Below are 12129 nucleotides of genomic sequence, written 5' to 3'. Positions count from 1 at the left end.
TCCTTGCGGCGTCGTTTCACGACCCCGGCCAAGGGTCTTCCCGATCAGGCGGGGATCAGGCCGCGATCGGGGTGACGAGGTCGGCGGCGGCAAATCGGAAGCCGGAGCCGCGCACGGTTTCGATGTCCACCGCCCCGTCCGCCGCCGCGAGGCAGGCGCGCAGGTTGCAGACATAGACGTCGAAGACCCGGGCGTCGGGCTCGTTCTCAAGCCCGTAGATGTGGGACAGCAGTTCCGACCGCGTGACCAGCCGCCCCGGCCGCAGCGCGAGGTATTCGAGCAGCTCGTAGAGCTTCGGCGAGAGCTTGATCGGGCAGGCCAGCAGGTAGGCCTTGCGGGTCAGCAGGTCGATGCGCAGCGGGCCGTGGAGGATCTGCGGACGGCCCAGCCCGCGCGACCGGCGGGCGACGGCCTGCAGGGTGACGACGTTCTCCTCGGCGGGGCGGGCCGAATCGAGCACGCAGTCGGCGCCGCCGTCGAGCAGCGCGGCGATCTGTTCCGGCGTGGGCCTGGGCGTCACGAGGGCCACCGGCATGTCCGGCGCGGCACGGCGGATCGCGGCGAGCGACAGGCCGCGCGGCCCGAGCTGGTCGGCGGCGACGATCAGCAGGTCGGCCTCGCCATGGCGCATGAAGTGGGGGATGTCCTCGATCCGGTCGGTGCGCGTCATCAGCGTGCCGTTCGCGGCAAGCTCGGCGGCGAGGGTCATCAAGGTCCAGTCGGTTTCGGCAATCAGGTAACGCATCGGTCTCCTCACTCTGATCGGGAGCGTGTCCGCTGCGGCAGGCCCGGAGCGGGCCACGCACATGGCAGTCGGTGCGCGCACGGGAGGAGCCGTTTTGGCGGCCGGGCGCGGAGGGAGGTGCGTTCTGTCACCTGCTTAACGGGTTACGTGTGCAATGTGTGCGTATTGTGGCCGCTTTCCGGCGCGGGCGCGGCATGACCTGAATCAAGGCGGGTCGCGGCGGCCGGGCGCAGGATGAGCCCGAGAGCCGGCCCGGCGGACGGGCGGCGGGGCAGGAGGCCTTTCCATGTATCACAACATTCTGGTTCCGGTCGCGCTCGACCAGGCGGGGGGACCCGCGGTCCCGAAGGTGCTGGAGGTGGCGCGGCGGCTGGCGGGCGAGGACGCGACGATCACCGTGCTGCACGTGGTCGAGGAGGTGCCGGGCTACATCGAGGGCTACCTGCCGGCGGGTTATCTCGCCGAGGCGCGGCAGCGGATCGCGGAGGAGATCGCGCATCTGACCGAGGAGGTGCCGGGCGGCGTGCCTGCCGTGATCACCGGCCACGCGGGGCGGTCCATCGTCGACTGGGTGGAGGATCACGGCGTGGACCTTGTGGTCATGGCCTCGCACCGGCCGGGGATGCAGGACCTGCTGATCGGCTCGGTCGCGGCGCATGTTGTGCGTCATGTGACCTGTGCTGTGCACGTGGTGCGTTGACAAGGACCCCTGCGCGCCCAGATGTGCGCGTATGGACAAGCTTTACGATCTGACGGAACGGGACGGGCTGCCGGAGGCGCTGAGGGTGCTTCTGGAGGCGTTCCCGCGTGCCGACTGGCAGGCGCACCCCAACTTTGCCGGGCTGGTGGCCTTCTGGCTGGACCGGCACGAGATGTTCCGCCAGCTCTGCGAGGTGATGCGGACCGATGCGGAGGGCGTGGTCGACGGCCGGATGGACCCGCGCGAGATGCAGGCCCGGCTGAGCCGCTACGGCGGGATGCTGGTGCAGAACCTGCACGGCCACCACCAGATCGAGGACATGCATTACTTCCCGGTGCTGAAGGCGCGCGAGGCGCGGCTGGACCGGGGGTTCGAGATCCTCGACCGCGACCACCACGCGATGGACGGGCTGATCGCGCGATTCGCCGATGGTGCGAATGGCGTGCTGCGCGGCCAGCGCGAGGCCGGGACCTTCCGAGAGGACGTGATCGGCTTCGAGACGCTGCTGCGCCGGCACCTCGCCGACGAGGAAGACCTGATCGTGCCGGTGATCCTGAAGCACGGACCCGACGGACTGCACTGAGCGGCAGGCTGGGGGAGGCGGCGCAAAGCCCCGCCCTACGAACGGATGCGCGGGACGGGTGCGGTTGCCATATCCGTGCCGTCGCAGGCCCCCGCAAGCGCCGGGGCCAGCGCCAGGAGCTGCTCAAGCCCGCAATTGCCGCGCGTCAGGTCGTCGAGCGTCACGCGGTCGAGCTCATGATAGAAGGCGTCGAGCGCGCGGGTCAGGAAGCCGCGCAGGCGGCAGGCGCCGGTCAGCGGACAGGTGTTGGACGCCGGGTCGAAGCATTCGGCAAAGGGGATCTCGGTCTCGAACAGGCGGAAGACCGTGCCGATGGAGATGGCCGCCGGCGGCCGGGCCAGTTGCAGCCCCCCGGCGCGCCCGCGCTGGGTGTCGAGGAAGCCCTCGGCCTGCAACTGCTGCACCACGCGGGCTATGTGGTTGGCGGAGGCATTGCAGGCGGCGGCGATCTCGGCGCTGCGGACCCGCGTGCCGGGATTGACGGCGCAGAACATCAGGACACGTGCGGCAAGGTTGGTTCGTGTGGTGAGACGCATGGCCGCTCCTCTGGCTGGGCGTCTTTCTTGCATCCGCGGTGCGGAATAACCTTGATCCAGATCAGGGCGCGCGGCGCGGTCCCGGGCCACGGCACGGGGCGGAGCGGAATGCCGCGGACGGAGGGTGACGATGCAGAACGGACAGGTGGCCTCGCTGGCGCAGGCGCTGGTGTGGCCGGTGCAGGCGTGGCTGCTGGCGGCGCTGCTGGCCGACCTGCTGGCCGGGACCGGCGCGCTGCCGGTCTGGGGCATGGCGGGCGGCTTCGTGGCGCTGGGCGTGCTGCGCGCGGCCCTCGAACAGGTGGCGCAGGCGCAGCTTTCGGCGCTGGCGGAGGCCCGCATCGGCGCCGCCCGGGCCGAGATCGTGGCGGTGGAGGCGAAGGCCGCCGCGCCCTCGGGCCTGGGCGGACCGGGGGCGCTGGCCGCGCTTCTGGCGGAAAAGCTGGAGGCGCTGCGCCCCTACCTCATGCGCTACCGCCCCGCCCGGCTGCGCGCCATGGTCGTCCCCCTGCTGATCCTCGCCATTGCCGTGTCGCAGTCCTGGGCCGTGGCGCTGATCTTCCTGATGTCGGGGCCGCTGATCCCGGTCTTCATGGCGCTGGTCGGCTGGGCGGCGAAAGAGGCCAGCGCGCGCCAGATGGTGGAGATCGGCGACCTGAGCGACCTGCTGGTGGACCGGCTGTCGGCGCTGGCCGACCTGCGGCTGGTCGGAGCGGGCGGGCCGGTGGTGAGCGGCTTCGCGGCGTCCTCCGAAGGGTTGCGGGCGCGGACCATGGCGGTGCTGCGCATCGCCTTCCTGTCCTCCACCGTGCTTGAGCTCTTCGCGGCGCTGGGCGTGGCGATGGTGGCGGTCTGGACCGGCTTTCACCTGCTGGGCGTGATCGGCTGGGGCACCTGGGGCGGCGCGCTGTCCCCGGCGGCGGGCATCTGGCTGCTGCTGCTGGCGCCGGAGTTCTTCCAGCCGCTGCGCGACCTTGCTGCCGCGTGGCACGACAAGGCCGCGGCCGAGGCGGTGGAGGCGGAGCTGACCGCGTGGCGCGCCGAGACCCGGCCGGAGCTGATGCGCGGCGGTGAGCAGGTGCCGCCCGCCGGGCCGCTGTCGCTGCGCGGCGTGGTGGCGCGGGGCATCGCGCTGCCGGAGATGGAGGTGGCCCCGGGCGAAAGCGTGGCCGTCATGGGCCCGAGCGGTGCAGGCAAGACGACGCTGCTGCGCGTGCTGGCGGGGCTTGAGCGGCCTTCGGCGGGCGAAGTGCTTGTCGGCGGACGCCCCCTGCCGGAGGTCATCGACGGCTGGCGTGCGGGGCTGGGCTGGATGCCGCAGGCGCCGCATTTCCTCGACCGGTCGCTGCGGTACAACGTGGGTTTTGGCGCGGAGGTGCCGCGGGACGTGGTGGCGCGGGCGCAACTGGCGGAGGTGCTGGCGGCCCTGCCGCGCGGCGCGCTGACCGTGCTGGGCGAACGCGGCGCGGGCCTGTCGGGCGGCGAGGCGCGGCGCGTGACGCTGGCCCGCGCGCTGATGGCCGGCCGGGGCGCGCTGCTGGCGGACGAGCCGACCGCGGACCTCGACAAGGCGACGGCAGAGGCGGTGGCGGGCGCTTTGCTGTCCTTCGCGCAGGCGGGCGGCACGCTGATCGTGGCGACACACGACGTGGGGCTTGCGGCGCGCATGGACCGGATCGTGACGCTGGAGGCCGGGTCATGAGGGCGTTGTGGCGCATCGTCGGGCCGCTTGTGGCCGGAGAGGTCCGGGCGGTGCTCAGGAGCTTTGCGCTGACCGTGCTGGTGCTGGTCATGGGCGTGGCGCTGCTGGGCGTGTCGGGGTGGTTCATCACCGCGGCGGCGGTCGCCGGTCTGGCTGGCACGGGCGCGCTGTTCAACGTCTTCGTGCCCTCGGCTATGGTGCGGCTGCTGGCGCTGGGGCGGACGGCGGCACGCTATGGCGAGCGGGTGCTGACCCATGACGCCACCCTGCGCGCCCTGTCGCGGCTGCGGGTGCGGCTGATGCAGGGGCTGGTCGCGGCGCCCTGGCGGCGGCTGGAGCGGCTGCGGGCGCGGGCCGTGCTGAACCGGCTGGTGGCCGATATCGACGCGCTGGACGGGGTGATGCTGCGGCTGCTGCTGCCGGGGCTGGCGGGCGGCGCGGTGATCCTTGCGAGCGGGCTGGTGCTGGCCTGGCTGGTGCACCCGTGGGTCGGGCTGTGGGTCGCCTGCGGGTATCTCGTGGGGCCGACGCTGGTGTTCCTGTTCGGGGCGCGGCTGGCGCGGCGCCCCGCACGCCGGGCGGAGGCGGCGATGCAGGCGATGCGGTCGCGGCTTGTGGACATGGTGGGCGCGCGCGAGGACCTGGCGGTCTTCGGGCAGCTTGGCCGCGCGGCAGAGGCGGTGCGCGGCGCGGTCACGTGCCATGCGGCGGCGCGGGCGGAGGTCGACCGGGTGGAGCGACGCATGGGTTTCGGCCTCGACCTGATCGGCACGCTGGTGGTCGGCGGGGCGCTTGGCCTTGGTGCGACGCTGGCGCGGGCCGGAGAGATCGGCGCGCCGGAGGTGGCGGTCGGGACGCTGGCGGCGCTGGCGCTGGGCGAGACGGTGGCCCCGGTCCGGCGGGCGCTGGCGGAGGTCGGGCGCATGATCTCTGCCGCGCGGCGGGTGGCGCCGGCGCTGGATGTGCCGGAGGAGGCCGGGGGTGTGGCGCCGTCCGGGGTGCTGGTCCTGGAGGACGTGACATTCGCGCAGGGGCAGGGGCGGGCGCTGTTCGCGCCGGTGTCGCTGCGGGTCGCTGCGGGCGAGACGGTGGCCCTGACCGGGCCGAGCGGCAGCGGCAAGAGCACGCTCCTCCTGATGGCGGCGGGGGTGCTGGCGCCGGTTGGCGGACGGGTGACGCTGGGCGGGACGGATGTTTCGGCGGTTCCGGAGCGCGCGTTGCGCCGGACGGTCGCGATGGTCCCGCAGCGCCACGCGCTGATCGCCGGAACCGTGGCGGAGAACCTGCGGCTGGCGGCGCCGGAGGCCACGGAGGCGGACCTGACGGCGGCGCTGGAGGCGGTGGCGCTGAGCCATGTCGTCGCAGGCAAGGGCGGGCTGGACGCGCCGCTGGGGTTCCACGGCGCGGGCCTGTCGGGCGGCGAGGCGCGGCGGCTGGTGCTGGCCCGTGCGCTGCTGCGGCGGCCCGAGGTGCTGCTGCTGGACGAACCCACAGAGGGTCTGGACCGCGCGACGGCCGAGCGTGTCATGGCCGGTCTGCGCGCGGCGTTGCCCGATGCGGCGATCCTGCTGGCGGCCCACCGACAGGCCGAGATCGCGGGCGCCGACCGGGTGGTGACGCTGCGTCCGCCCGCGTCCTGAGACCCGCGCCAATCTGTGACATTCCCCTCCCGGGCGAGTGGGCTAATGTCGTAACCGTGATGCGGAATTTGACCTGTGTCAATTTCGTATCGCGAATGTGGAATATATAAGCGCCACGAATTCCGCATCCCGGATGCGGAAATAAACACCAAGGAGCTCTCTCATGGAGATCGGACTGGTCGAGCTGTCGCGCCTGCAATTCGCTTTGACGGCCATGTATCACTTCCTCTTCGTGCCGCTCACGCTGGGGTTGTCGATCATCGTCGCCATCATGGAGACCGTCTACGTCATGACGAACCGTCCGATCTGGCGGCAAATGACGAAGTTCTGGGGTACGCTGTTCGGCATCAACTTCGTGCTGGGCGTCGCGACGGGCATCACGATGGAATTCCAGTTCGGCATGAACTGGTCGTATTATTCGCACTACGTGGGCGACGTGTTCGGCGCGCCGCTGGCCATCGAGGGGATGATGGCCTTCTTCCTTGAGGCCACGTTCGTCGGGCTGTTCTTCTTCGGCTGGGACAAGCTGTCGAAGGTCGCGCATTGCGTCGTCGCCTGGCTGGTGGCCATCGGGTCCAACATCTCGGCGCTGTGGATCCTGATCGCCAACGGCTGGATGAACAACCCGGTCGGCGCGGAGTTCAACCCCGAGACCATGCGCATGGAGATGACCGACTTTTTCGAGGTGATCTTCAACGAGGTGGCGCAGTCGAAGTTCGTGCATACGGTGAGTGCGGGCTACGTGACCGCCTCGCTCTTCGTGCTGGGGGTGTCGGCGCTTTACCTGCTGCAGGGCCGGTTCACCGACCTCGCGCGGCGGTCGATCGCGGTCGCCTCGGCCTTTGGCCTCGCCTCGGCGCTGTCGGTGGTCGTTCTGGGCGACGAGTCGGGCTATTCCGCCGGGCAGGTGCAGAAGATGAAGCTCGCCTCCCTCGAGGCGATGTGGGAGACGCACGAGGCGCCCGCGCCCTTCACCCTGGTGGGCCTGCCCGACCAGGAAGCGCGCGAGACACATTACGCGGTGGAGATCCCCTGGCTGATGGGCCTGATCGGCACCCGCAGCCTGACGGAGGAGATCCCGGGCATCAAGGATCTGGTGGCCGAGAACAAGGAGCGCGTGCGCCGCGGCATCATCGCCTACGACGCGCTGATGACCGTGCGCGAGAACCGCGGGGATGTCCCGCCCGAGGCGCGCTTCGTGTTCGAGCAGAACTCCATGGACCTTGGCTATGCCTTCCTGCTGAAGCGCTACGTCGACGACCCGCGCGACGCCACGGAGGAGCAGATCGACCAGGCGGCATGGGACACCGTGCCGGGCGTCGCGCCGCTGTTCTGGGCGTTCCGGATCATGGTGGGCCTCGGCTTCAGCTTCATCCTGCTGACGGCGTATTTCTTCTGGCGCGCGTCCTTCCGGCGGATGACCTTCCCGCGGTGGGCGCTGTGGGGCGCGGTCGCGTGGATCCCGATGCCGTGGATCGCCGCCGAGATGGGCTGGTTCGTGGCGGAGTTCGGCCGCCAGCCCTGGACCGTCTCGGGCGTGCTGCCCACGGCGATGTCGGTGTCGCACCTCAGCGTGGCTGATGTTTTGTTCACGCTGGCAGGCTTCATCCTGTTCTACACGGTGCTCTTCGTGATCGAGGTGAGCCTGATGGTGAAATACATCCGCAAGGGTCCGTTCCAGGACGTTGCGGAGACCGAAGACTGGAAACGGCGGCACGAGGCGCGGTTGCGTTCGCGCGGCGTCGTGTCCCCGGCGGAGTAAGCGACATGATCCTTTCGGACCTGATAGATCTCGAGACGCTGCGCGTCATCTGGTGGGGCCTTCTGGGGGTGCTGCTGATCGGCTTTGCCCTGACGGACGGCTTCGACATGGGCGTGGGCGCGCTTTTGCCCTTCGTGGCGAAGACCGACGTGGAACGCCGGGTCGTCATCAACACGGTCGGCCCGGTGTGGGAAGGCAACCAGGTGTGGTTCATCCTGGGCGGCGGCGCGATCTTTGCCGCGTGGCCGCCGCTTTATGCCGTGTCGTTCAGCGGGTTCTACATCGCGATGTTCGTGATCCTCGCCGCGCTGATCGTGCGCCCGGTGGCGTTCAAGTACCGCTCCAAGCGCGAGGACCCGGCCTGGCGGGAACGCTGGGACTGGGCGCTGTTCGCGGGTGGCGCGGTGCCGGCGACGCTGTTCGGCGTGGCGGTGGGCAACGTGCTTCTGGGTGTGCCCTTCCACCTGACGCAGGACCTGATGCCGATGTACGACGGGTCGATGCTGGGCAAGTTCGTGGGCCTGCTGCGCCCCTTCGCGCTGCTGGCGGGCGTGGTGTCGATGGCCATGCTGCTGATGCACGGCGCGGCCTGGCTGTCGGTGAAGGCGGAGGGCGCGGTGAAGGACCGGGCCCGCGCCATCGGCGTGACCGCCGGGATGGTCGCCGCGGGCGGCTATGCGCTGGCCGGGCTGTGGCTGGCGGTGGGCGTCGACGGGTTCGCCTTTGCCGGAGAGGCGGTGACGGACGGCCCGTCGAACCCGCTTCTGAGCGAGGTGGTGCGCGGTGGTTCGTGGCTCTCGGCCTATGCGGAGCGTCCGTGGATCGCCGTGGCGCCGCTTATGGGCTTTGCCGGGATCGCGCTGGCGGTCATGGGGCTGAAAGCGGGGCGCGAGGTGACGACGCTGCTGGCGTCGAAGCTGGGCATCCTCGGCATCATCTCCAGCGTCGGGCTGACGATGTTCCCGTTCATCCTGCCGTCCACCGTGGACCCGGACAGCTCTCTGACAGTGTGGGACGCCTCGTCCTCGCACCTGACGCTGTTCATCATGCTGGTCTGCGCGGTGATCTTCATGCCGCTGATCCTGGTGTACACCGCGTGGGTCTACCGGGTGCTCTGGGGCAAGGTCACCGAGGACGACGTGACCGGCAATTCCGACGCGCTCTACTGATCGACGAAAGGAGACGGGATATGTGGTATTTCGCTTGGCTTCTGGGCCTGCCCCTGGCCGCGCTGTTCGCGGTGATGAACGCGATGTGGCTCGAACTGCGTTCCGACGCATGGACCGCCGAGGACGCGGACCGCGAGGAGGACGAAGCGACGCGGTGAGGCTGCGTCGTGACGTGGAAAAGGCCCCGGGGTGATCCGGGGCCTTTTGGTATCGGGTGCGGGGGGAGATCGGACCGGCCGGTGCGTTTGTTCGAAATGCCGTCCGTGCAGATTTCTCCGCCTCTCAGGAAGCGTTCGCAGTTTCGGCTGCCTTGCCTCATCCGGAAAGGGCGGAAAGCGGAAGTTCGCTGCTGGTGCCAAAGAAATTCCCTGGCATTTCGATAGCAGACGTTCACGCACAATCGAGATCACAACGGTCACTTCGGGGCTCGCTTCGGCGCAAGCGGGCAAACTGAGAGATGTGCAAGTTCAGGGGGCCAATCGATCCGAAATAGTTGGGGCAAATTCGCACCCGGTAGGCCGACGGGTCCGGGGTCCCATCTTCGTGCCTTCGTTTGCGAATTCAAAACAGTTGGCAAGCTGTTCGGTGATCGTGCTTGCTATGAGCGCTTCAACCAGCAAGGATGCACAATCACATGTTCCCCTTTAGTTCGCCTCATGGTAACAACTCATTGGGATCTCGTTGAGTGAAAGGTACTAAATGTCGACTCGGCTCTTCATCAGCCACTCGTGGTCATACAGCGAACGCTACAATGCTATGGTGAACCTGCTTAATAATCGCCCGTATTTCAACTTTACCAATTACTCCGTGCCAGAAACCAAGGCTTTTGGACCTATGGCGCGGTACAAGATGGAAGAAGAACTGCGCGGTCAAATTCGTCCGGTCAACTGTGTGATCATCATCGGGGGGATGTGGGCCAACCACAGTGATTGGATCAAGTTCGAGATGGACTTCGCAAATAGCATCAACAAACCAGTGCTTGGTGTGCGCCCGCGGGGAGCGCATGTCATGCCGCTTGCGGTTGCTCAGGCATCTGATTTGGTGGTGAACTGGAACTCGGACTCGATCGTTGCAGGCATAAGGCAGATCACTTGAGCGCTCCCGATCTTAAATACCCGGCGCTATACGACAGCGCGAACAATGGCTCGATCAAAGCGCAGAGTCGCTTCCTGCGAACGATTAGGCTCGAATACTTCCTGCTGTTCTGCGTTAGCGTTGCAAGTGCCACGCGTGGGATGACCGGGATTAACCCGCTCATCACTACGTTGCTGTTGGTCGTGCTGGCGGGTCTTTTCGTGTTCAAAATATTCAAGCGGCTGGATCAGGACTGGTATCGCTGCCGCGCGCTTGCGGAGTCGGTTAAGACATCGACATGGCGGTTTTCAATGCGGGCGCATCCATTTGAGGATACGAGCAGCATTGAGATTCCAAAGGCCAATTTCAGAAACCTCCTAAGGGATATCTTGCAAGCCAACAGATATATTGCAGCGAACCTTGAAACATCGGTGACTGAACAGGTCACCGACTCGATGGTAGAGATCAGGAAATTGCCGCTTGATCAGCGGATGGATTACTACGTGAAAAACAGAATTGATAATCAGCGGACGTGGTATTCAAAGAAATCGAAAGCAAATAAGAATGCTCTCATGTTCTGGGTCGCGGCCACCATCGTCCTGTATATCGTTGCAGCGATTACGCTTAACGCAGAGCAGCTTGGTCTACCTCAGGCAACGCTAGCATTCGATCCTCTGATTGTCGTTGTGACCTCAGCCCTTGGCTGGCTGCAAATGAAACGGCACGGCGAGCTGATGGCGAGTTACAACCTCACAGCCCACGAGATCGGGATCATTCGCGGCAACTCAGAGTCAGTGACGTCAGAGGAGGAGCTTTCTGACTTCATCAATGAAGCGGAGCTGGCGTTTTCGAGGGAACATACACAGTGGGTCGCTAGACGAGATGCAAGCTAGATTCATCAACAACAAGTTTGTGCTTCCGCTGGCAGAAATAGAACAGCAAGAGTAGCAGCTTTCTGATCACGCCAAAAAACAAGCCCGTTGGACGAGTGCTGGAGGTGGTAATGCAGGGGTTGAACAAACTCCTTAAGGAACTTGATCAGGCACAAAAGGCGCTTGCGCGCCTCGACGGCAGTTTGACGACTGTTGAATTCGATCCCAACCAACCTGGAAGCATTCATGCCGCCATCTCAAAGATGGAAGGCGCGGTAGATGCAAGTGTGGCGACCTATGCGCGTAATCCAATGGTTAAAGAGTTGACTGATGGCATTAAGGCCAACTTGAAGAAACAGATTGAACAGCGTGCTGCGAAAGCACAGACAATAGCCGCAGATAGACGCGATGAAAGTGAGCATATGGACGGTACAATTTTTCGGAAGATCGAAAACACGATTGATGACCTGAAATGGGCAGACATGAACACTTTCGATCGTCACATCAAGAAACTGTCCAATCTGCTCAAGTCTGATGAAGTTATTGAATTGTCGGATGAGCTAGTAGAGCTGGTCGACTTGGACGCATGGCTGGCCGCTGGAGAAGCCACACAAGGTGGTATGGTTGGAAGTGCGGAACTAGACTGGCCAGTTGACCCACGCGAAGAACTGGGCATGACAATTGCTCTAGCGCACTGGTTCGCGGACAAACCTGATCGAGCCATCAACTTCGCTCATACCTTTTACAACAGCGGCGGTCGAAAGATTACACCTGAACTTCAAGGCATGGTGGCGCAAGTGTTCGTCCCATTTGGTCGCGACTTCATCGACCACGTAAAACAAGAGACCGGTATAGTCGAGTTAACCACCATCCCCGAACGGACTGTATCGACGGCACGTAAAGTTTTTGTTGTTCATGGCCATAGTGAAGCCGCCAAAGAGAAAATGGCGCGACTTCTTTCGCGCCTCGATTTCGAACCGATCATTCTGCACGAGCAAGCAAGCGGGAATCGCACAGTGATCGAAAAGATCGAAGCCAATAGCGATGTTGGATTTGCTGTGGTCTTATTGACGCCTGATGATGTGGGCGGACCACTGGGGGGAAGCACGCAGCCGCGCGCCCGCCAAAACGTGATATTGGAGTTAGGCTACTTCGTCGGAAAACTGGGCCGTTCACGTGTGGCGGTTTTCAAGCAAGGCGATGTGGAGGTTCCGTCTGATTTTGGTGGAGTGGTATATATTCAGCTTGATGGGGCCGGGGCATGGCAACAAGCTCTAGGCAAAGAGTTAAAAGAGGCTGGCTTCGACGTCGATTGGAACGAAATCATGGGGTAGTACCCTTTGGTG

12 protein-coding genes are annotated in these 12129 nt (G+C 65.8%); 10 read left to right on the top strand and 2 right to left on the bottom strand.

The features are described from left to right. Nucleotides 1-55 precede the first annotated feature (55 nt). On the bottom strand, nt 56-745 hold the full coding sequence (locus tag ACU0DV_RS11930) for a winged helix-turn-helix transcriptional regulator (RefSeq protein WP_100928990.1): 690 nt from the start codon (nt 743-745) through the stop codon (nt 56-58). 286 nt (nt 746-1031) lie between these two features. Here ACU0DV_RS11930 and ACU0DV_RS11925 point away from each other — a divergent pair, with 286 nt between their 5' ends. Beyond that, the gene (locus tag ACU0DV_RS11925; RefSeq protein WP_100928991.1) at nt 1032-1445 is read left to right on the top strand and encodes a universal stress protein; all 414 of its coding nucleotides are present in this window, start codon (nt 1032-1034) and stop codon (nt 1443-1445) included. A gap of 31 nt (nt 1446-1476) precedes the next feature. Further along, nucleotides 1477-2028: a hemerythrin domain-containing protein gene (locus ACU0DV_RS11920; RefSeq protein ID WP_446242628.1), complete on the top strand. Its 552-nt coding sequence runs from the start codon at nt 1477-1479 to the stop codon at nt 2026-2028. A gap of 35 nt (nt 2029-2063) precedes the next feature. Here the strand turns inward: ACU0DV_RS11920 and ACU0DV_RS11915 are convergent, their stop codons facing one another. Beyond that, a complete protein-coding gene (locus ACU0DV_RS11915) occupies nt 2064-2564 on the bottom strand; it encodes an RrF2 family transcriptional regulator (RefSeq protein WP_446242629.1) in 501 nt (166 codons plus the stop codon). A 130-nt stretch (nt 2565-2694) separates the two neighbouring features. Here ACU0DV_RS11915 and ACU0DV_RS11910 point away from each other — a divergent pair, with 130 nt between their 5' ends. The 8 genes from ACU0DV_RS11910 (at nt 2695) to ACU0DV_RS11875 (ending at nt 12117) form a co-directional block, all read left to right on the top strand. Next, a complete protein-coding gene (locus ACU0DV_RS11910; protein ID WP_446242630.1) occupies nt 2695-4266 on the top strand; it encodes an ABC transporter ATP-binding protein/permease in 1572 nt (523 codons plus the stop codon). Next, nucleotides 4263-5906: an amino acid ABC transporter ATP-binding/permease protein gene (locus ACU0DV_RS11905; protein WP_446242631.1), complete on the top strand. Its 1644-nt coding sequence runs from the start codon at nt 4263-4265 to the stop codon at nt 5904-5906. The genes ACU0DV_RS11910 and ACU0DV_RS11905 overlap by 4 nt, the downstream gene beginning before the upstream one ends. Nucleotides 5907-6069: 163 nt before the next feature. Then, nucleotides 6070-7668, top strand: a complete 1599-nt coding sequence (locus ACU0DV_RS11900) for a cytochrome ubiquinol oxidase subunit I (protein ID WP_446273546.1) — start codon at nt 6070-6072, stop codon at nt 7666-7668. Nucleotides 7669-7673: 5 nt separating this feature from the next. Continuing rightward, nucleotides 7674-8837: a cytochrome d ubiquinol oxidase subunit II gene (cydB, locus tag ACU0DV_RS11895; RefSeq protein WP_446242632.1), complete on the top strand. Its 1164-nt coding sequence runs from the start codon at nt 7674-7676 to the stop codon at nt 8835-8837. A 20-nt stretch (nt 8838-8857) separates the two neighbouring features. Next, the gene (gene cydX, locus ACU0DV_RS11890) at nt 8858-8995 is read left to right on the top strand and encodes a cytochrome bd-I oxidase subunit CydX (RefSeq protein ID WP_446242633.1); all 138 of its coding nucleotides are present in this window, start codon (nt 8858-8860) and stop codon (nt 8993-8995) included. A 541-nt stretch (nt 8996-9536) separates the two neighbouring features. Then, nucleotides 9537-9932 (top strand): TIR domain-containing protein, encoded by a 396-nt coding sequence (locus ACU0DV_RS11885; RefSeq protein ID WP_446242634.1) that lies wholly within the window; start codon nt 9537-9539, stop codon nt 9930-9932. Next, nucleotides 9929-10804, top strand: coding sequence for a DUF4231 domain-containing protein (locus ACU0DV_RS11880; protein ID WP_446242635.1), 876 nt, complete (start codon nt 9929-9931; stop codon nt 10802-10804). The genes ACU0DV_RS11885 and ACU0DV_RS11880 overlap by 4 nt, the downstream gene beginning before the upstream one ends. A gap of 110 nt (nt 10805-10914) precedes the next feature. After that, nucleotides 10915-12117 carry a TIR domain-containing protein gene (locus ACU0DV_RS11875; protein WP_446242636.1) on the top strand — a complete coding sequence of 401 codons (1203 nt, stop codon included), beginning with the start codon at nt 10915-10917 and terminating at the stop codon, nt 12115-12117. Nucleotides 12118-12129: the final 12 nt, after the last annotated feature.

The sequence above is a fragment of the Sagittula sp. genome, assembly GCF_052825245.1.
Note: the sequence above shows the minus strand (reverse complement) of the source record. Positions and strands in the feature narration are given on the sequence as shown.

Coding starts and splice junctions, on each gene's coding strand:
- ACU0DV_RS11930 (WP_100928990.1), bottom strand. CDS start 745: ATGCGTTACCTGATTGCCGAAACCGACTGGACCTTGATGACCCTCGCC.
- ACU0DV_RS11925 (WP_100928991.1), top strand. CDS start 1,032: ATGTATCACAACATTCTGGTTCCGGTCGCGCTCGACCAGGCGGGGGGA.
- ACU0DV_RS11920 (WP_446242628.1), top strand. CDS start 1,477: ATGGACAAGCTTTACGATCTGACGGAACGGGACGGGCTGCCGGAGGCG.
- ACU0DV_RS11915 (WP_446242629.1), bottom strand. CDS start 2,564: ATGCGTCTCACCACACGAACCAACCTTGCCGCACGTGTCCTGATGTTC.
- ACU0DV_RS11910 (WP_446242630.1), top strand. CDS start 2,695: ATGCAGAACGGACAGGTGGCCTCGCTGGCGCAGGCGCTGGTGTGGCCG.
- ACU0DV_RS11905 (WP_446242631.1), top strand. CDS start 4,263: ATGAGGGCGTTGTGGCGCATCGTCGGGCCGCTTGTGGCCGGAGAGGTC.
- ACU0DV_RS11900 (WP_446273546.1), top strand. CDS start 6,070: ATGGAGATCGGACTGGTCGAGCTGTCGCGCCTGCAATTCGCTTTGACG.
- cydB (WP_446242632.1), top strand. CDS start 7,674: ATGATCCTTTCGGACCTGATAGATCTCGAGACGCTGCGCGTCATCTGG.
- cydX (WP_446242633.1), top strand. CDS start 8,858: ATGTGGTATTTCGCTTGGCTTCTGGGCCTGCCCCTGGCCGCGCTGTTC.
- ACU0DV_RS11885 (WP_446242634.1), top strand. CDS start 9,537: ATGTCGACTCGGCTCTTCATCAGCCACTCGTGGTCATACAGCGAACGC.
- ACU0DV_RS11875 (WP_446242636.1), top strand. CDS start 10,915: ATGCAGGGGTTGAACAAACTCCTTAAGGAACTTGATCAGGCACAAAAG.